Below are 18,193 nucleotides of genomic sequence, written 5' to 3'. Positions count from 1 at the left end.
GCCTACTGCCTACTGCCTACTGCCTACTGCCTACTGCCTACTGCCTACTGCCTACCCTACAACTTATCCCCCTCCACCTCGTATCTCCCTCATGAACCTGATCTACGCCGCCCTTGCCTTCCTGATGGCGCTTATCTTCGGCTTTGTCGGCGTCACCCGCGTCGGCTCATGGCTGATCGAGCGTCGCAATCCGCCGATCGGCGAGTTCGCCGACATCGACGGCGCCCGCATCCACTATGTCCATGTTCCGGCGCCCGCCAATGCCGAGTTGCCGCCGATCGTCTTCATCCATGGCGCCAGCGCCAATCTCAGGGACCAGATGCTGCCGCTGCGCCCCTTGCTCGAAGGCCGCGCCGAAATGCTGTTCTTCGACCGGCCAGGCCACGGCTGGTCGGGTCGCGGCACCAACAACGAGAACCCGTCGGCGCAGGCCAACACCATTGCCGCACTGATGGACCATCTCGGCATCAGGAAGGCTGTCATCGTCGGCCATTCCTTCGGCGGCGTGGTGACATCGGCCTTTGGCCGCGAACATCCAGACAAGACACTCGGGCTCGTCTTTCTCGCACCGGCGACCCACCCATGGCCGGGCGGCGCAACCGCCTGGTACTACAATCTGACCACCATGCCGGTGCTCGGTTGGCTGTTTTCCGAAACGCTCACCTATCCGGCGGGAGCCCTGCAGATGGCTGACGCCACCACCTGCGTCTTTTCGCCCAACAAGGTGCCGGACAATTACCTCAGCTCGGCCTCTATCCCGCTGGTGCTGCGACCAACAGCCTTTCGTGCCAACGCCACCGATGTCGCCGGGCTCTATCGCTACGCGCTCGCCACCGCAAAGCGTTACGCCGAGATCAAGGCGCCGACCGTGGTGATTTCAGGCGATCGCGACAAGGTGGTCTATGCACATATCCATTCGGTCGGCCTGGCGCGCGACATTGCCGGTGCCGAACTCGTGTGGGTGCACAATCTCGGTCACAAGCCAGACTGGATCGCGACCGACCTGACCGTCGGCGCCATCGAGAAGGTCGCTGGCAAGAATATAGACCTGCAGGCGATGGCCAGGACCGTGGAGGCGCGCATCGCCGGCGACGCCTACGGCGCCGGCAGATGCGCCGATATCAAGGTACCGCAGGCCGAACTCGCGCCGACCTAAAGCGGGCCGCCTGAATCCGTTCAGAGGCGACACGCTTCAGGAATCTAGCGGCTGACTTGTGTGTCCGAACCGATATAGGCGATGCGCAGCATGTTGGTCGAACCCGGTGTCCGCAGCGGCACGCCCGCGGTGATGATGACGCGGTCGCCAGGCTTACCGAAGCCTTCGTCGAAGGCGATGCGGCAGGCGCGATTGACCATGTCGTCGAGATCGACGGCGTCGGGTGAGACGACGCAATGCGTGCCCCACAAAAGCGACAGCCGCCGCGCCGTGTTGAGGATCGGCGACAGCGCGATAACAGGCACTTGCGGCCGCTCGCGGGCGGCGCGCAGGCCTGTGGTGCCCGATGCGGTGTAGGTGATGATCGCCGACAGCTTCAGCGTTTCAGCGATCTCGCGTGCGGCCAGCGAAATGGCATCGGCGCCAGTCGCCTCCGGCTCGGAGCGCTGGGCGTTGATGATGCCGGCATAGGTCGGATCGGTTTCGACCTTGGTGGCGATACGGTTCATCATTGCCACGGCCTCGACGGGATAGGCACCCGCCGCCGATTCCGCCGACAGCATGATGGCATCGGCACCTTCGAAGACGGCGATCGAAACATCGGACACTTCGGCGCGGGTCGGCACCGGTGCCGTGATCATCGATTCCAGCATCTGCGTTGCAACCACCACCGGCTTGCCGGCGCGGCGTGCGGCGCGCGTGATCTGCTTCTGGATGCCGGGCACCGCCTCGAGCGGCATCTCGACGCCGAGATCGCCGCGGGCGACCATCAGCGCGTCGGACAATTCGATGATCTCGGCCAGCCGGGCGACGGCCTGCGGCTTTTCGATCTTGGCCATGATCAGCGCCCGGCCGCGTGCGATCTTGCGCGCTTCGGCCAGATCCTCCGGCCGCTGCACGAAGGACAGCGCAACCCAGTCGACGCCTGTGGCCAGCACGGCATCGAGATCCTTGCGGTCCTTTTCGGTCAGCGCACCGACCGGGAGGTCGGTGTCGGGCAGGCTGACGCCTTTCTTGTCGGAAATCGTGGTGCCGGCAACGACGGTGCAGACGATCGACTTGCCGTCGCTCTTCACCGCCTTCAGCTCGAGCTTGCCATCGTCGATCAGCAGGCGATGGCCGGCTTCGACCGAGCTCAGGATTTCCGGATGCGGCAGATAGACCCTGGTCGAGGTGCCAGGTTCGGGATTGTCATCGAGGGTGAAGGTCTGGCCTTGCGTCAGCACTTCCTTCCCGTTGGCGAACTTGCCGACGCGCAGCTTCGGTCCTTGTAGGTCGGCGAGGATGCCGATCGGCCGGCCAACCGCTTCCTCGACAGCGCGGATGCGTCCGACCAGCGTGCGCATCAGTTCATGGTCGGTATGGCTCATATTGATGCGGAACACATCGGCGCCCGCTTCGAACAGTTTCTTCAGCATCTCCTCCGACGAGGAGGCCGGACCGATGGTGGCTAGGATCTTGACCTTGCGGCTACGTCTCATTGACTGTTTGTTCCCGGGGCGGCTGGAGCGCCTCCCGTTGTGGACTCATCGGTCAGCTGGACCATCCAGCTTGCCTGTTCGCCCGTGTCATATTCCTGGAATCCGGCGCGCTGGAAGCCCCGGGCGACGCAGTCGGTCACGCCGGCGATCTTGAACTCTTTTTCAGCCACGCACATATTGATCGGGCCGTCCCAGCGTCCACCGCGTTCGGCGTCTTCTGCATAAAGATAGTAAAACCTTGATGACAGCGGCCCTTCGATCAGCGTCTTGCAGCTCGATCCCTCGATGTGCCACCAGCCTTCGGTGATCCAGCCGGCCTTGGCGCGATAGCCGATGCCGACACCGACCAGGTTCTGCGTGGCGTTGCAGACGCGGAAATCGGCACGCGCCGGCGAAGCCACGACCATCGCCGACAGGCCCATGGCAAAAGTGAGGAGCGGCATGGCAAAGGCAGAGCGCATGCGCTGCCCGCCGGCGGAACTCATCCGAAAACCCCTCAAAAACCACATCAGCATCTCTCTGCGCCCCTTTTCGGAAAAGTCCGGGCGCATGTCAACGCACCGCTTTGTCCAATTCCAATCGATTTAGAAAGGCTCCGGCGCACAATTAGCCGACATGTGCCAGATTTCCCGGGAAACCTTGGCCAAACAACGGCATTGCGCAAGCGTCGTCTTCGTGGAATGACGATAGCACCCTCCCCGGAAGCCCGCGAACAGACCATTTCCCGCCAATGACCCGATCCACAGTTTTCGCGCCTTTCGACATCATCGAGGGCGACCGCAAGCGAGGCATCGTGCTGTTGGGCGATCATGCCCGTCGCGACCTGCCCGACGACTACGGCAGCCTCGGCCTGCCCTCGGCCGAGTTCGACCGGCACATCGCCTATGACATCGGCGTCGAGGCGGTGACGCGCGAACTGGCTGCCCTGCTCGGCGTGCCGGCGGTGCTCGCCAATTTTTCGCGACTGCTGATCGATCCCAATCGCGGCGAAGACGATCCGACGCTCATTCGCCAGCTTTATGACGGCACTGTCGTACCTGGGAATTACCCCATCACTGCCGAGGAGCGCGAGAGGCGGCTCGACGGGTTCTATCGGCCCTATCACGACGCTGTCGGCGCCATGATCGCATCGGTCGCACAGGCTTCCGCCCAGACGCCCTTCATCTTTTCGGTGCATTCCTTCACCCCGGCCATGCAAGGAATCCAGCGTCCTTGGCACGTCGGCATCCTGTGGGATCTCGACGACCGCGTGGCGCGGCCGTTGATAGACATGCTGGCGCAGGACAAGAACCTCGTCGTCGGCGACAACGAACCCTATGACGGCGCGCTGCGCGGCGACACCATGTACAAGCATGCCATCGTCAACGGCTTCGCCCATGCGCTGATCGAGATCCGACAGGATCTGATATCGGACCAGAAGGGCGCGCTCGCCTGGGCCGAACGGTTGGCGCCGATCGTTGACGCGATCGACCGCCGTCCCGATATACATGTGGTGAAGATGTTCGGCTCGCGCACCGGGCCGCTATGACGGAGGTTTCGATGACCGAACTCAGCGACGAGCAGCAACGCGATTTCGAAGCGGCCGCCTTCCGCCGGCTGGTCGAGCATCTGCGCGAGCGCAACGATGTGCAGAACATCGACCTGATGAATCTTGCCGGCTTCTGCCGCAACTGCCTGTCGAACTGGTATCGCGAGGCAGCCAATGCCGAGGGCGTCGATCTCACCAAGGATCAGTCGCGCGAGATCGTCTACGGCATGCCTTATGGGGAATGGCAGGCGCTGAACCAGACCGAGGCCTCCGACGCCAAGAAGGCCGAATTCGAGGCAAGGCGCCCCCAGGACCATTGACGCCGTCGCCCCAGCGATCGCTTAAGGCTATGTTTGGCCCAAAATGCTTCCCGAAAGAGCCTTGACTGAAAATTGAATCGATCTAATTTGCCGCGCGAAGCCATTTTCAGCGGGATTCGCCTCATGAACGCGCCAATTGCCAAGCTGACTGCCATTCGCGGACGATGGGCGCTCGCGGCCATTTTTCTCGCCAACGGCTTCCTGACGGGCAGCTGGGCGCCGCAAATCCCGGTGTTCCTGACCCGGCTGGAGATTTCGAAGTTCACGCTCGGCCTGCTGATTCTCTTATTCGGCGTCGGTGCCGTCGTCGCGATGACCTGGTGCGGCCATTTGATCTCCAGACATGGTTCGCGCACCGTACTGCGCTGGTTCGCCCTGTGCGGCAGCCTCGGTCTGATGGTCGTGGCGCTGGCGCCCAACGTACCGCTGGCGGCCGCGGCCATGATCATCTTCGGCGGCTCGATCGGTGGCATGGACGTTGCTATGAATGCCAATGCCGTGGTGGTCGAACGGCGGCTCTCCCGCGCCGTCATGTCGTCCTCGCACGGCTTCTGGAGTCTCGGCGGCTTCGCCGGCGGCGGCCTCGGCGGCTTTGCCATCCAGCACTACGGCCACCTCGCTCACGCGGCGGCGGTAACGGTGTTTGCCTTCGCGGTGATCGCGGTGGCCGTTCGCCATCTCCTCACCGAAGACAGCCCGCAGGCAGCCGAGCACCACAAATTCGCACTGCCGGCAAACCCGCTGGTTTATCTGATCGGACTGATGGCGCTGCTGGCGATGATCTCCGAAGGCGCGGTGCTCGACTGGGCAGCCCTGTATTTGCGCCAGGAGCTCGGCGCCGATCTTGCCGTTGCCGGCCTCGCCTACGCCGGATTTTCGGGCGTCATGGCGGTTACGCGGTTCTTCGGCGACGGTATACGCAATCGCTTCGGCGCGGTGACGACGCTTCGCGTGTCGGCCCTCGTAGCCGCGGTCGGCATGCTGGTCGCTGGCCTGGCGCCCTCGCCCTGGCTCGCCATTGCAGCCTTTGCCTTTTGCGGCTTCGGCATCGCCAATATGGTGCCGATCATCTTTTCGGCCGGCGGCAACCAGGAAGGCATGTCTTCCGGCACCGGCATGAGCGTGGTCACCACGATCGGATACTGCGGCATACTGGTGGCGCCGTCGGCGATCGGCTTCGTTGCCGAGCATTCCAGCTTCGGCCCGATCTTCATCACCATGTCGGGACTGCTGATCATCGTGTTGCTGATGGCCGGGCTCGCTCACCGCGCCGAATTCGCGCCAGCACCCGCCGAATAGCGTTTCAGCTCCTCGTGGAGAAAATCCACCACCCGGCGGATGCGCACGCTTGTACGCACGTCGCGATGCATCGCCAGCCACACCGGCAGAACCGGCAGCGGCAGATCTGGCAGAACCTTCTCTATCGAAGGATCCCTGTCTGCCAGCGGCTCCTGACCGAGGCCGATGCCGTTTCCCGCCCGCACCGCTTCCCACAAAACGATCTGGTTGTCGGCCCTGAAGCGGAAGCTGCTCCGGGTGACGGGGATGCCATGCTGGGTAAAGCCCCTGATGATCTCGTCGCCGCGGTCGAAGCCGACCAGATCGTGGTCGACAAGATCGGCAGGCTTCAGCGGACGGCCGCGCCTGTCGAGATAGGATTTGGCCGCGCAGGCGCAGAGCTCGATATCGCAGACCCTGCGTGCCATCAGCTCGTTCTGCGCCGGCTTGACCATGCGGATGGCGATGTCGGCATCTCGACGCAGCAGGTTCTCGACCTGGTTGGAAGCAACGATCTCGACCTCGATGCCGGGCTCCTCGATCCCCAGCCGCATCGTCATCTCAGGCAGGACATAGGCCGCCACCACCTCGCTGGCGGCGATGCGCACCGTGCCTTCGATGGCCTCGACCGAACCCAGCGCCAGCAGTGAGAAGGCGCTTGCCTGCTCGCTGACCGCCTTGCCGCGTTCGAACAGCGTGCTGCCGGCCTCCGTCAGTTCGTAGCCGTGCCGTCCTCGACGGAACAGTGTGACGCCGAGTGCCCGTTCCAACTCGCCGATGTGACGGCCAAGCGTCGGCTGGCTTGCCGAAAGCTTTCGCGCGGCGGCCGACAGGCTGCCGGATTCCGCCACGGCGACAAAGCTCTTGATCAGGTTCCAGTCAATTTCGGTCATTCATTTATGAATATCAGAACGCCATCTATAGTCAATTTCCATTCGCATTCGGAGCGACCATATTCCGGCTGCAGACACCAACACGGACTGCAAACACCAACATGGACTGCAAACACCAACCAGGAGAACTCAGATGACCAAGATCGCTTTCACCACCGCCGCCATCCTCATTTCCGTCAGCGCCGCCTTTGCCGGCAGCGACAAGTTTGGGTCGAACGACGCCAGCCAGCCGGCTGTCACCAGCATCGACAACACGACCACCGCTTCGATCCACAACCCGGATGCGGCCGTCCGGCAGCCGGTCACGCAAGGCAGCAACCGCGACCTCTTCGGCAGCCGCTGATCTCGATCGCGCTTGCCGCTGATCCCGATCGCGCTCGTCGCTGATCTCGATCGCGCGTCCAGACCGACCACGCAAATCCCAACCCAGGAGTGCTTCCAATGACAAGTATCGCAATTCTCGGTGCCAATGGCCGGCTCGGGCGGGTGGTCGCCATGGCCTTCATCGACGCGGGCTACGAGGTCCGCGCCGTCACCCGCAACGGCAAACTGCCAACTGAACTTGAAGGCGCTACGGCCGTTGCCGGTGACGCGCTCGACCGGGAAGCGCTGATCCGCGCCACGGAAGGTGTCGACATCGTCTTCAACGGCCTCAACCCTATCTACACCGAATGGGTCAAGTGCCTGCCGATCGCCGAGAATGTCATGGCCGCTTGCCATGCCAACAACGCACTGCATCTCTTTCCCGGGACCGTATACAATTATGGGTCGCCGATGCCGGAGGTGATCACGGAAGACACGCCGTTCCGCCCGACGACCGAAAAGGGGCGCATCCGCGTCGCCATGGAGGACCTGTTTCACCGCGAGGCCGAAGCGCGCCGCGTCCGCACCATCATTTTGCGGGCCGGCGATTTCTTCGGCGGCACCGGCAGCGGCTCGTGGTTCGACCTGATCGTCGCCGCCAAGATCAACAAGGGTATCTATACGGCACCCGGCCCGGTCGACCTCGTGCATGAATGGGCCTACCTGCCGGATCTGGCCAGGGCTTTCGTCGGACTGGCGCAGAACCTGGACAAGCTCGGCGCCTATGAAGCCTTCAACTTCCCGGGCCATCCCGTCACCGACCTGGAGATCAAGGCGGCCGCGGAGAAGGCGCTTGGGCGTCCGCTCAAGATGACCTCGATGGCGTGGTGGGTGCTGCGCGCCGGCAGCCCGTTCGTGGCGATGTGGCGTGAGATCGTGTCGATGTCCTATCTGCGCTTCGAACCGCACCAACTGGCGTCGGCAAGGCTGGAAGGCATCATCGGCGCGATCCCGCACACGCCGCTGGATCAGGCCGTCACTGAAGCTCTCGGGGATATCGGCATTGCCACCGTGACCGGCGTTGCGAAAGCTGCCTGACCTCCGCGATGGCGGGCGATACTCCTCCGCACATTAACAATCTCCGCGGACTGAGAGGGCGCCTCAGAGCCGTCCCATCAACAGCAGCACCATTAGCACCACCAGCATCACGCCGACAATACCCGAGGGCCCATAGCCCCAGGAGCGCGAATGCGGCCAGGCCGGCACCGCGCCGATGAGGATAAGGACCAGGACGATGATGACGATGGTGGTGATCGGCATGAGAACCCCGCAATTCGACTTTTCGCCTAAGAACAATGCAAAAGGCCGCCCGGTTGTTCCGGGCGGCCTTTGCCGGTCAAATCGGCAATGATCTATTCGGCGGCTTTCGGAAAGGCGATATCCGGCCCGGCTCCGGCATCCCGCCCTGGCGCATCGGTCGATGAAATCTCGACCTTGCCGCGCCGGAACAGACGGCTGATCAAGCCGCGCCGTGCGCCCGGCTTGACCTTGGCGCGGGTGAACACCATCAGCATCGACGGCGTCACCACCAGCGTCAGCACCGTGGCGAAGGACAGGCCGAAGACGATCGCCGAGGACAGCGAAATCCACCATTGCGTCGACGGCGCGTTGATCGTCGTCTCGTGATGGAAGATTTCCAACCCGAGGCCGAAGGCGATCGGCAGCACGCCGAGAATGGCCGACACAGCCGTCAGCACGACCGGGCGGGCGCGCTCGCGGCAAGTCTGCAGCACCGCCTCGACCTTGTCCCAGCCTTCTTCACGCAGCCGGTCATAGGTGTCGATCAGCACGATGTTGTTGTTCACCACCACGCCGGCCAGAGCGATGACGCCGATGCCCGACATGACGATGCCGAACGTCTCGCCGGTTATCAGCAGCCCGAGGAACACGCCGATCGTCGCCATGACCACGCAGGACAGCACCAGCCAGACGCTGGTGAACTTGTTGAACTGCGCCAGAAGCACCAGGAAGATCAGGAAGATCGCCGCCCCGAAGGCCTTGCTGAGGAAGGCGCTGGCTTCGGCGCTGTCCTCGTTCGAACCGGCCAGCTTCCAGCGGATGCCGCTGCCGAGATCCATGTCGGAGACGGCCTTGGTGACCTGCTCCTGCACAGCCGCGACCTGAGCGCCGGCGGCGACGTTGGCCTGGACGACCACCGTACGCGCGCCGTCGATGCGGTTGAGGATGCCGACCGTCGGCTCCGGCTTGCGCACGACGAAGTTCGAGATCGGCACCGAGCCTTGTGAGGTCTGCACCCTGAGTTCGTCGAGCGTCGACAGCGTGCGCCGGTCTTCGGGCAGCCGCAGCCTTATGTCGACCGCGTCGTCGGCTCCGGCAGGCCGGTATTCCGAGAGTTTCAGCCCGTTGGTCACCAGTTGCACCACCGTCCCGACCGAGGTTGGGCTGATGCCGTACTGCGCCGCCTTGGCACGAGCGACCTCGAGCGCCCAGTCGACACCGGGCGGCGGCAGGCCGTCGGAAATATCGATGACGCCGGGCACCTTGCCGATGCGCGCCGCGACCTCACGGGCCTTGTCGTCGAGCCCCTTGGGGTCGACGGCCGAAAGCCTGATCTGGATCGGCTTGCCGGTCGGCGGACCGGCTTCCGGCACGCGCACCTCGACATCGACGCCGGGAATGCCGGCCATGACGCCGCGCAGATCGTCCAGGATGTGGTTCGCCGACTTGCGCTCGCGCCAGTCGATAAATTCGTACTGGATGACGCCGACGACGTCTTCGGGGATATCCTGGCCGCCGCCTTGCGTCTTGCCGACGCGGGTGTAGACCGACTTCACACCCGGCCAGCCGAGCAGCCTGTCTTCCGCGATCTTGGTCGCGGTATCCATTTCGGCCAGCGAAAGATTGCCGCGCGCATGCACGTAGAGCAGGCCATAATCCGGCTCGACATTCGGGAAGAACTCGACGCCGGCGCCGTATTTCGAATAGGCAAAGCCGACGCCGAACAAGAGCGCGACAGTCAGCACCAGCACGGTGATGGGGAAGCGCACCGCCTGCTTGACGATCGCCATGTACCAGCCGTCGCGATTGTCATCCTCATGATGCGGCGGCGCCTTGGCGAAGATCGCACCCAGCGTCGGCGCGAAGACAAGCGCGTAGAGCATCGAGGCCGATAGCGTGACGATCAGCGTGATCGGCATGTACTTCATGAAGTCGCCGATGATGCCCGGCCAGAACAGCAGCGGCGAGAAGGCGGCGATGCGCGTCATCGTCGCGGCGATGACCGGACCGGCCATGCGCTTGGCGGCGAGCGCGAAGGCTTCCTCCTTCGGCATGCCCTCGCTCATCCGCCGTTCGGCGAACTCGGTGACGATAATGGCATCGTCGACCAGCATGCCGACGGCCAGGATCAGGCTGAACAGCACGATCATGTTGATCGTGTAGCCCATCATCGCCAGCAGCAGGATGCCGATCAGGAAGGACGACGGAATCGCAAGCCCGATGAGCAGCGAGGCGCGGCCGGACAGCGCGTAGAGGATGACGATGAACACCAGGATGACGGCGATCATCACATGGTTCTGCAGGTCGCCGAGCAGCTGGTTGACGAAGACCGACTTGTCCTGCGTGTAGGTGACGTTCATGCCCTCGGGCATCGACTTGACGAACTCGTCGGACACCGTTCGCACCTTGGCGATGGTGTCGATCAGGTTGGAGCCGATGCGCTTCTTGACTTCGATGGCGATGGCCGGCTTGCCGTTGAGACGGGTCACCGTCTCGGCATCCTTGAAGGTCGAACGGATCGTCGCGATGTCCTTGGCCTGCACCACGGCATTGGGGCCGGCGACCACCGGCAGTGCGGCGACATCCTCCGGCGTTTCGATCAGCGACGGTACCTTGACGGCGTATTTGCCCTCCGAGCCTTCGATATTGCCGGCGGCGACCAGGCTGTTGGAGTTGCCGACCGCACCGATCAGTTGATCGAGTTGCAGCCCATAGGAAGACAGCTTCATCGGATCGATGACGACCTCGACGAGATCGTCGCGCGCACCCTGCAGCGAGCCCTCGAGAACACCGGGAACCTCCTCGATGCGATCGCGCAGTTCACGCGCGGCGGCGGTCAGCACGCGTTCGGGCAGATTTCCCGAGAGCGTGACGACGAGCACGGGAAATTCGGAAATGTTGACTTCGGTGACGACGGGTTCTTCCGCCGCCTGCGGCAGGTCGGCCTTGGCGTCCTGCACCTTGCTGCGCGTGTCCTGCAGCGCGGTGGCCAGATTGGTCTGCGGCTGGAATTCGACCAGCACGTAGCCGCCGCCCTGGAAGGCGGCCGAACGCATCTCCTTGAGGCCCTTCAGGCTTTTCAGCTTGCTTTCCATCGGCCGCAGCAGAAGCCGCTCCGAATCCTCGGGCGAAATGCCCTGGTAGATCAGGCTGACATACATCATCGGAATCGGAACGTCGGGCTCCGCTTCCTTTGGCGTCGCCTGATAGGCGACCCAGCCCGCCAGCAGAAGGAAGACGAGGACCGAAATGGTCAGGCGGGCATTGTTGATTGCGAGTCTGACGATATCCATGGCTAACGCCTGTTCTTGAATTTTCACGAGCTGCGTCGCAGCCGATTGTCCCCGCCCAGGGCTAGTCCGTCGCGACTTGTGCTACGCTACTGGGTGCCGGCCGTCGCTTCGCCGAGCAGCTTCTTGATGATCGCCTGGTCGGCCTCGACCGGATTGACCAGATCGCCTTCCTTCACCAGTTCCTGGCCGGCGACGATGATGCGGGCGTCGGCCGGTATGCCGCCGAGGACGAGGCCTGTCGGCGTGTCGTCAACGAGGTCGATGGGGAAGAACGCCACCTTGTTGTCCTTGCTCACGGCACGGATGCCGAGGTCGCCCTTGTCGCCGAGCGTCACAACCGAGCGCGGCAGCAGCACCGCGTCGGTCGGCTGTGCGTTGAGCGCGATTTCTGCCGTCATGCCGGCCGGCACGGAGCCGTCGGCATTGGGGACGGCAACCTCGACGCGGAAGGTGCGGGTCGCCGACGAGGCGTCGCGGCTGATGTAGCGCACGGTGCCTTGGACGGTCTGGCCGCTGACCAGCCGTATGGTGGCCTTGTCGCCGAGCTTGAGGTAGCCGAGATCGCGCTCGCTGACTTCGCCGCGGGCAATCACCGGATCGAGCTTGAGGATGGTCGCCACCTCGCCGCCTTGCATGATGGAGCTGCCAAGTTCCACCGGCACCCGGTCGATAACGCCGTCGAAAGGCGCCTTCACCTCGTTGCGGTCGAGTTCGGCCTGTGCCGTTTCCAGTTGCGACTGCGCCGAGGTCAGGTTCGAGCGTGCGGTGTCGAGCTGCAGCTTCGGCAGATTGCCTGATTTCATCAGCCGCAAGGCTGCGTCCAGCTCGGCCTGGCGCTGCACCACCAATTGCTTGGCGTTGTCAACCATCGAGATCTTTTCTTCCGCCGCAAGCATCAGCACCAGATCCCCCGTCTTGACGTGATCGCCTTGCTTGACAGGCAGCTTGTCGATGACACCGGCGACGCGCGTCGCCAGCACCGCCCGCTTGTCGGCTTCGGTCAGCCCGGAAATGCGGATGGCGCGTGCATAGGTCTTGCGTGGCGGCGTCACCACAGCGACCGTGCGCAGCGGTGCCTTCGGCTCGGCTTCCGCCGGCTTCGGCTTCGCCGCATCGGGCGCCTTGGCCTGTTCGGCTTCGGCTGCCTTGGCTTTGTTGGCGGCTACGCTGCCGACTGACGAAAACTCGCCTGTCGCCATCCACGCCGCGAAACCAATGAGCACAACAACGGCTGCAAGCTTGTGAAACCTGATTCTCATCGTCGTTTTTTCCACTGCGGGTTCGGCCAGCGTCCTCATAACGCGGGCGCGTCGCCGATATGGGTGCGCGCCGGGCCGTGTTCAATTTGCCGTGATCGGCGAAGCGCGCTTCTACATCAAAGTTGCACCGCAATATAGTCTGAAAGTTGCAAGATCATTGCGCCACCGGGCAAGATGCGCCCGCCGCCGCCCAGTTTTCGATCGCTTGATAGGTCGCTTCGGCGGAGCCCGGAGCCGGTTCACGACCCGATCCCGGCGCCCAGCCCCAGGCGACCAGTCTGTCGTCGCGAACATGCACCGCGATATCCTTCAAGCTGCGGTTGCCATTGCGCAAGGGATCCTTGATCTGGGCGCAGATTTCGGCCGAGGACTTGCCGAACCAGGCCATCTCGGCTGGCGCCAGATGCCAGTTCTCGGCCCCGGGCGGCCCGTGCAATACCTTGGAATTGCTGGAGAAATGGCAAGTCATGCAACGCAGGCCCGGACTGCCGAAGCCCGACCCGTCAGCACCGCGCTGGACATTGAAGGCGTGCACGCGCGTGCCGCCGTAATGCGCACCCGACCAGCGCGGTCGCTCGTCCGCGACATGACAGTCAGCGCAGCGCGGATGCGAGAACACCGCATAGACCTTGTCCCATTCGGACAGGGCTTTTGCTGTGTCGACTGCCACCGGCGCCGGCGTCTGGCTCTCTTGCGCGATCGCAAACGGTGCTGCGAGCACAAGCATGGCAGCAGGCGTCAGCATGATGACGAGCTTCTTCATGCGAAGGCTACCGCTTTCGACAGCGGCAGCGTGCGGATGCGCTTTCCGGTGAGCGCGAAGATGGCGTTGGCGAGCGCCGGAGCCGCCGGCGGTGTGCCGACCTCGCCGACGCCGCCCATCCTGTGGAAGTTTTCCAGGATGGCAACTTCGAATACCGGGCACTGGAAGATCCGCATGGCGTCGAAATCGTGGAAGTTCGACTGTTCGACCATGCCGTCGGCGAAGGTGATTTCCTGCCCCATCGCCGCCGAAAGACCGTAGATGGCCGCCGAGATCAACTGCGCCTCGATGATGCCGGGGTCGAGCGCGGTGCCGACATCGGCGGCGATCCACACCTTCTCGATGCGGATGCCGGCCGGCGTGTCCGCCACCTGGACGATCTCGCCGACCCAGCTGCCGAAGGACAGCGTGAAGGCCATGCCCCTGGCCTTGCCGGCGGGCAGCGCCTCGCCCCATTTCGCCATCGCGGCGACTTTCTCCACCACCTTCACCGCCGAGGGATAAGCGGCCATCAGTCTCTTGCGCATCTCGACCTGATCGATTTTCCCGGCAATGGCGATCTCGTCCATGAAACCCTCGTGGAAGAAGCCGTTGACCGAGCTGCCGACCGAGCGCCAGGAGCCGACAGGGATGGAGACCGGCGCCGCGACACCAGTGACCCGGTAATTCGGGATGGAGTAGGGTTGGTCGTAGGCGCCATCGACGATGGTCTTGTCGGGACCGAGCGGCGATATCGAGGGGAACAGCCGGCGCAGCATGCCGGCAATCACCGATGGCGAGGCCATCTTCATGTCGACGGCCACTGGCATGCCATCGTCGCCGAGCCGCGCCTGGAACTTGCCTATTGCGGCTGGCCGGTAGGCGTCGTGGCGCATGTCTTCTTCACGCGTCCAGGTCACCTTGACCGGACGCCCGCCCGTCTCCTTCGCCATCAGCGCGGCGCACAGTGAGTAATCCACCTCGACGCGCCGGCCGAAACCGCCGCCCATGAAGGTGGTGTGCACATTGATCTTGTCCTGCCCGATGCCGACCGCGTTGGCGCAAAGCTGCCGCACCAGGGTCGGCGCCTGGTTGCCGCACCAGATGTCTAGCGCGCCGTCCCTGAGCTGCGCCGTGGCGTTCATCGGCTCCATCGTCGCATGCGCCAGATAGGGCACGGCATAGTCTGCCTCGACGATCCTTTCGCGCGGCGCGTCGGCAAAAGCGGTATCGACGTCGCCATTGTCGCGCATCACCGACCCCTTGGTGGCAAGCGCCTGCTTCAGCACATCTGAAATGGCGGCGCTGCCGAGCGGGTATTCGGGATCGGACCACTGGGCGTCGATCGCCTCGGCCGCCTTGAATGCCGCCCATGTATTGTCGGCGATGATGCCGAAGCCATGGCCGTAATTCGTCTCGAGCGGCACGATCTTGATCACGCCGGGCATTTTTTCGGCTTTGGAAAGGTCCGCCTTGACCAGCTTGGCCCAGAAGCGCGGGCTCATCTTGACCGTGCCGTAGAGCATGTCCGGCAGCCTGACATCGATGCCGAAGATCGGCGCCCCGGTGACCTTGGCCAACATGTCGATGCGCTTCTGCGGTTTTCCCAGCAGTTTCCAGTCGGCCCGGTCCTTGAGCCTGACTTCGGCCGGCGACGCCATCGCGGCGGCGGCCGCGGCGACCGCGCCATAGGTCAGCGACTTGCCCGACGCCTTGTGCAGGATCGAACCGTCGGCCGTTTTCAGATCGGCGGCGGCGACACCCAGTTCTTGCGCCGCAGCCGCGATCAGCATCTGTCGGGCGACTGCACCCGCTTGCCGCATCTTGTCAAAACCATCGCGTGTCGAAGCCGAACCACCGGTGCCCTGCAGGGCAAGGAACTTGCCGACCACACCCAGACCCGAGCGCACCGCCTGCGCCGTCATGCTCTCGTCGAAGAAGGCGAACGGACCGCCCTCTTGAAGGATCGCGGCGTTATAATAGGCATGGGATGCCGGTCCATGCTCGACCTTGACCCGGTCGAGCCCGACGTCGAGTTCCTCTGCGACCATGGCGGCAAGCGTCGTCGAGATGCCTTGCCCCATCTCGGCGCGCGGCGCGACGATGGTGATGGTGTTGTCGGCGCCGATCTTCACATAGGGGTTGAACGTCGCCTCGCCCTTGCCGAGTTCGGCCTCGAGCGGGTTCGGAAAAGGCTTGCGATAGCAGTAATAGCCGACGGCAACGCCGCCCGCGACAGCGGCAGCGCCGATCAGAAACGTGCGGCGGGCGATCTTTCCGACACTGGCCATGGTCAGAGACCCGCCGTCTTGAGCGCCGCGGCCTTCTTGATGGCCGAGCGGATTTTGGGATAGGTGCCGCAGCGGCAGAGATTGCCGCCCATGGCGTTGTCGATGTCGGCATCGCTTGGGTCGGCGACTTCATCGAGCAGCGCCACCGCGCTCATGATCTGGCCGGCCTGGCAGTAGCCGCATTGCGCGACCTGTTCCTCCAGCCATGCCTGCTGCACCGGATGCAGCTTCCCCGCGGTGCCGATGCCTTCAATGGTCGTGATAGCGCCGCTGACCTGCCCAACCGGGAGTGAGCAGGAACGCACCGGCTGACCGTCCACATGCACCGTGCAGGCGCCGCAGGCGGCGATGCCGCAGCCGAATTTCGGCCCGGTCTTGCCAATGAGATCGCGCAGCGCCCACAGCAGCGGCATGTCCGGATCGGCATCGATATCGAATGACTGCCCGTCGACGGTAAGGCGCATGGGGATACCCTTTGTTGTCGTCCGCTGCCAAGGGCGAAGCGTCCTCTCGGCCATTTCACCTAATACAGATTGACAAATTTCGTCATTTTGTCAAATAGGTTTTTGCAGGATAGAATTGCTCCATGAACCAGATCGAAGACATCACCGCCACAGACCCCAAACGCGTCCGTATCCTGGACGGCGCGATGAAGGTGTTTTTGGCCTATGGTTTCTCGCGCACCACCATGGACGATATCGCCCGCGCCGCAGACATGTCGCGCCCGGCGCTCTATCTCCTGTTCAAGAACAAGACCGACATTTTCCGCGCCATCGCCATGATGATCCTGTCACGCTCGGTCGAGGCGGCAAAGATTGCCCTATCCGGCGATGGCCCTTTCACCGAGCGCATGATGCGGGCCATCGACGAGGCATTCATCTCGATGATGGGCGCGGTCGTTGCTTCGCCGCACGGCGCCGAATTGCTGGACATGAAATCGAGCCTTGGCGATCTGGTAGGCTGCTGGCGCGGCGGGCTTGGCCAACACATCGGCGCTGCGATCGAGCGCGAGGCAGCCAGGAACGGCGTCGACCTGGCGGCCAGAGGCCTGTCGGCGCAACTGCTTGCCGACATGCTGCTCGACGGGCTGGAAGGCATGAAGGCGCGGATCAGAGATCCGGAGGGACAGCGGCAGGCGGCCGCTGCCCTGATCAGGGTGATCGACCTGACCTTGAAGGCATGATTGCGGACCAATCGATGCACATTGATTGGTCGCTCAGGCGCGCCGGCGCTCTGCCTCCGGGTTCTTGCGCGCCGCAAGAAATTCCTTGACCCGCCGGCCGGGTGCCGGACCGCGCACCGGCTTGAAGCCGTCATCGAGTTCGCCGGAGAGATCGAGCGTCGGTCGCTTGCCGACGGCCTCGTAATTCTCTTCCAGCCAGTCGCTGGCGGCGGTGCGGCCGAGATCACGCAGGTAGGTCAGAAACGCCCATTCGGCGTTGACCTTCGAGGACGCCGACAGGTCCTTGAACGCCTCGTCGGCATCGATGCGGTGCATGCGGATGTCGCGATACTCGCCATGCGGCAGACGGCCGGCGGCGATCAGTTCCTTGACGAAGGCGATCGAGCGGAATTCGCGCAGCAACCCGGCGTTGAAGGCGATCTCGTCGATGCGGTTCTGGATCTCGTTGGCGCTTCTTGGTGTTCCCTCCCGCACCACCGGATTGATCTGCACCAGAAGCACGTCCTCGGTCGCAGCCGTCTTGAAGAACGGATAAAGCGCCGGGTTGCCGCCATAGCCGCCATCCCAATAGGGCACCCCCTTGATCTCGACAGCACGGAACAGTTGCGGCAGGCAGGCCGAGGCCATCACCGTGTCGAGGTCGATCTCGCCATCGGAAAAGACGCGCAACTGTCCGGTCTCGACATTGGTCGCCGAGATGAACAGTTCCATCGACTTGCAGGCGCGGACATTGTCGAAATCGATCTCCTGCTGAACCACGTCGCGCAGCGGGTTGAAGCCGAGCGGATTGGCGACATAGGGCGAGAACACCCGCGACATGGTGTCGAAGAAGACATAGCCAGGCGTATTCTCGATCGACCAGTTGCCCCAGGCGACATCCCACGGCATGCGGTGTACCGGGCTGAACCGGCCCTTGGCCGCCACCGCGCGCCAGAAATCGTCAAGTTTCTGCCGCGCTCCCTCGACACCTCCGCGCACATATCCGTCGGCCAGCGCCACTGCGTTCATGGCGCCGGCGCTGGTGCCGGACACTGCTGATATTTCCAGCCGTCCGTCCTCCAGCAGGCGGTCGAGCACACCCCAGGAAAAGGCCCCGTGCGAGCCGCCGCCCTGAAGCGCGATGTTGATCTTCTTCTTTGTCTCCTCCGCCTTGCCGTTTTTGGTCAT

17 protein-coding genes are annotated in these 18,193 nt (G+C 63.7%); 7 read left to right on the top strand and 10 right to left on the bottom strand.

The features are described from left to right. Positions 1–91: 91 nt before the first annotated feature. Complete coding sequence (locus EOB80_RS11380) at positions 92–1,156, top strand: alpha/beta hydrolase (protein ID WP_127327662.1); 1,065 nt, start codon at positions 92–94, stop codon at positions 1,154–1,156. A gap of 44 nt (positions 1,157–1,200) precedes the next feature. Here EOB80_RS11380 and pyk read toward each other — a convergent pair whose 3' ends face one another. Together pyk and EOB80_RS11370 are read right to left on the bottom strand one after the other, a co-directional pair. After that, positions 1,201–2,637 (bottom strand): pyruvate kinase, encoded by a 1,437-nt coding sequence (pyk, locus tag EOB80_RS11375; protein WP_013529204.1) that lies wholly within the window; start codon positions 2,635–2,637, stop codon positions 1,201–1,203. Then, positions 2,634–3,122 (bottom strand): DUF1036 domain-containing protein, encoded by a 489-nt coding sequence (locus EOB80_RS11370; RefSeq protein WP_127327661.1) that lies wholly within the window; start codon positions 3,120–3,122, stop codon positions 2,634–2,636. The genes pyk and EOB80_RS11370 overlap by 4 nt, the downstream gene beginning before the upstream one ends. 245 nt (positions 3,123–3,367) lie before the next feature. On the opposite strand from EOB80_RS11370, the gene EOB80_RS11365 reads away from it, so the two are divergent. The 3 genes from EOB80_RS11365 to EOB80_RS11355 all read left to right on the top strand — a co-directional run bounded on the left by EOB80_RS11365 (position 3,368) and on the right by EOB80_RS11355 (position 5,784). After that, positions 3,368–4,165 (top strand): N-formylglutamate amidohydrolase, encoded by a 798-nt coding sequence (locus EOB80_RS11365; protein WP_127327660.1) that lies wholly within the window; start codon positions 3,368–3,370, stop codon positions 4,163–4,165. Positions 4,166–4,176: 11 nt separating this feature from the next. Then, positions 4,177–4,485: a DUF1244 domain-containing protein gene (locus EOB80_RS11360; protein WP_027037142.1), complete on the top strand. Its 309-nt coding sequence runs from the start codon at positions 4,177–4,179 to the stop codon at positions 4,483–4,485. Between the two features lie 123 nt (positions 4,486–4,608). Beyond that, the gene (locus EOB80_RS11355; RefSeq protein ID WP_127327659.1) at positions 4,609–5,784 is read left to right on the top strand and encodes an MFS transporter; all 1,176 of its coding nucleotides are present in this window, start codon (positions 4,609–4,611) and stop codon (positions 5,782–5,784) included. Here EOB80_RS11355 and EOB80_RS11350 read toward each other — a convergent pair. After that, positions 5,748–6,656 (bottom strand): LysR family transcriptional regulator, encoded by a 909-nt coding sequence (locus EOB80_RS11350; protein WP_127327658.1) that lies wholly within the window; start codon positions 6,654–6,656, stop codon positions 5,748–5,750. The two genes, EOB80_RS11355 and EOB80_RS11350, sit on opposite strands and share 37 nt — an antisense overlap. Before the next feature lie 133 nt (positions 6,657–6,789). Here EOB80_RS11350 and EOB80_RS11345 point away from each other — a divergent pair, with 133 nt between their 5' ends. Both EOB80_RS11345 and EOB80_RS11340 read left to right on the top strand, forming a co-directional pair. Then, the gene (locus EOB80_RS11345) at positions 6,790–6,999 is read left to right on the top strand and encodes a DUF680 domain-containing protein (RefSeq protein WP_127327657.1); all 210 of its coding nucleotides are present in this window, start codon (positions 6,790–6,792) and stop codon (positions 6,997–6,999) included. Positions 7,000–7,097: 98 nt separating this feature from the next. Next, a complete protein-coding gene (locus EOB80_RS11340; RefSeq protein ID WP_127327656.1) occupies positions 7,098–8,057 on the top strand; it encodes an SDR family oxidoreductase in 960 nt (319 codons plus the stop codon). A gap of 63 nt (positions 8,058–8,120) precedes the next feature. Here EOB80_RS11340 and EOB80_RS11335 read toward each other — a convergent pair whose 3' ends face one another. The 6 genes from EOB80_RS11335 to EOB80_RS11310 all read right to left on the bottom strand — a co-directional run bounded on the left by EOB80_RS11335 (position 8,121) and on the right by EOB80_RS11310 (position 16,307). Then, positions 8,121–8,279 carry a DUF3309 family protein gene (locus EOB80_RS11335; protein ID WP_127327655.1) on the bottom strand — a complete coding sequence of 53 codons (159 nt, stop codon included), beginning with the start codon at positions 8,277–8,279 and terminating at the stop codon, positions 8,121–8,123. Between the two features lie 92 nt (positions 8,280–8,371). Continuing rightward, positions 8,372–11,551 carry an efflux RND transporter permease subunit gene (locus EOB80_RS11330; protein WP_127327654.1) on the bottom strand — a complete coding sequence of 1,060 codons (3,180 nt, stop codon included), beginning with the start codon at positions 11,549–11,551 and terminating at the stop codon, positions 8,372–8,374. An 86-nt stretch (positions 11,552–11,637) separates the two neighbouring features. Beyond that, the gene (locus EOB80_RS11325; RefSeq protein WP_127327653.1) at positions 11,638–12,810 is read right to left on the bottom strand and encodes an efflux RND transporter periplasmic adaptor subunit; all 1,173 of its coding nucleotides are present in this window, start codon (positions 12,808–12,810) and stop codon (positions 11,638–11,640) included. 154 nt (positions 12,811–12,964) lie between these two features. Continuing rightward, on the bottom strand, positions 12,965–13,573 hold the full coding sequence (locus tag EOB80_RS11320; protein ID WP_127327652.1) for a hypothetical protein: 609 nt from the start codon (positions 13,571–13,573) through the stop codon (positions 12,965–12,967). Then, entirely contained in the window at positions 13,570–15,843 is a 2,274-nt protein-coding gene (locus tag EOB80_RS11315) for a xanthine dehydrogenase family protein molybdopterin-binding subunit (RefSeq protein ID WP_127327651.1), read from the bottom strand. The genes EOB80_RS11320 and EOB80_RS11315 overlap by 4 nt, the downstream gene beginning before the upstream one ends. Positions 15,844–15,845: 2 nt before the next feature. Then, positions 15,846–16,307, bottom strand: coding sequence for a (2Fe-2S)-binding protein (locus EOB80_RS11310; protein WP_127327650.1), 462 nt, complete (start codon positions 16,305–16,307; stop codon positions 15,846–15,848). Between the two features lie 122 nt (positions 16,308–16,429). On the opposite strand from EOB80_RS11310, the gene EOB80_RS11305 reads away from it, so the two are divergent. After that, entirely contained in the window at positions 16,430–17,026 is a 597-nt protein-coding gene (locus tag EOB80_RS11305) for a TetR/AcrR family transcriptional regulator (RefSeq protein ID WP_127322484.1), read from the top strand. A gap of 33 nt (positions 17,027–17,059) precedes the next feature. On the opposite strand, the gene EOB80_RS11300 is transcribed toward EOB80_RS11305, so the two are convergent. Continuing rightward, positions 17,060–18,193: a patatin-like phospholipase family protein gene (locus EOB80_RS11300; RefSeq protein WP_127270167.1), complete on the bottom strand. Its 1,134-nt coding sequence runs from the start codon at positions 18,191–18,193 to the stop codon at positions 17,060–17,062.

It is taken from the genome of Mesorhizobium sp. M7A.F.Ca.MR.245.00.0.0 (assembly GCF_003997415.1).
Classification (GTDB): domain Bacteria; phylum Pseudomonadota; class Alphaproteobacteria; order Rhizobiales; family Rhizobiaceae; genus Mesorhizobium.
This window is presented reverse-complemented; position numbering and strand designations above follow the sequence as displayed.

Bases quoted from the DNA above. Each gene is read 5' to 3' on its own strand.
- EOB80_RS11380 (WP_127327662.1), top strand. From the start codon at position 92: ATGAACCTGATCTACGCCGCCCTTGCCTTCCTGATGGCGCTTATCTTC.
- EOB80_RS11335 (WP_127327655.1), bottom strand. From the start codon at position 8,279: ATGCCGATCACCACCATCGTCATCATCGTCCTGGTCCTTATCCTCATC.
- EOB80_RS11370 (WP_127327661.1), bottom strand. From the start codon at position 3,122: ATGAGTTCCGCCGGCGGGCAGCGCATGCGCTCTGCCTTTGCCATGCCG.
- EOB80_RS11355 (WP_127327659.1), top strand. From the start codon at position 4,609: ATGAACGCGCCAATTGCCAAGCTGACTGCCATTCGCGGACGATGGGCG.
- EOB80_RS11360 (WP_027037142.1), top strand. From the start codon at position 4,177: ATGACCGAACTCAGCGACGAGCAGCAACGCGATTTCGAAGCGGCCGCC.
- EOB80_RS11365 (WP_127327660.1), top strand. From the start codon at position 3,368: ATGACCCGATCCACAGTTTTCGCGCCTTTCGACATCATCGAGGGCGAC.
- EOB80_RS11345 (WP_127327657.1), top strand. From the start codon at position 6,790: ATGACCAAGATCGCTTTCACCACCGCCGCCATCCTCATTTCCGTCAGC.
- pyk (WP_013529204.1), bottom strand. From the start codon at position 2,637: ATGAGACGTAGCCGCAAGGTCAAGATCCTAGCCACCATCGGTCCGGCC.
- EOB80_RS11325 (WP_127327653.1), bottom strand. From the start codon at position 12,810: ATGAGAATCAGGTTTCACAAGCTTGCAGCCGTTGTTGTGCTCATTGGT.
- EOB80_RS11320 (WP_127327652.1), bottom strand. From the start codon at position 13,573: ATGAAGAAGCTCGTCATCATGCTGACGCCTGCTGCCATGCTTGTGCTC.
- EOB80_RS11340 (WP_127327656.1), top strand. From the start codon at position 7,098: ATGACAAGTATCGCAATTCTCGGTGCCAATGGCCGGCTCGGGCGGGTG.
- EOB80_RS11310 (WP_127327650.1), bottom strand. From the start codon at position 16,307: ATGCGCCTTACCGTCGACGGGCAGTCATTCGATATCGATGCCGATCCG.
- EOB80_RS11350 (WP_127327658.1), bottom strand. From the start codon at position 6,656: ATGACCGAAATTGACTGGAACCTGATCAAGAGCTTTGTCGCCGTGGCG.
- EOB80_RS11330 (WP_127327654.1), bottom strand. From the start codon at position 11,551: ATGGATATCGTCAGACTCGCAATCAACAATGCCCGCCTGACCATTTCG.
- EOB80_RS11300 (WP_127270167.1), bottom strand. From the start codon at position 18,193: ATGACCAAAAACGGCAAGGCGGAGGAGACAAAGAAGAAGATCAACATC.
- EOB80_RS11305 (WP_127322484.1), top strand. From the start codon at position 16,430: ATGAACCAGATCGAAGACATCACCGCCACAGACCCCAAACGCGTCCGT.
- EOB80_RS11315 (WP_127327651.1), bottom strand. From the start codon at position 15,843: ATGGCCAGTGTCGGAAAGATCGCCCGCCGCACGTTTCTGATCGGCGCT.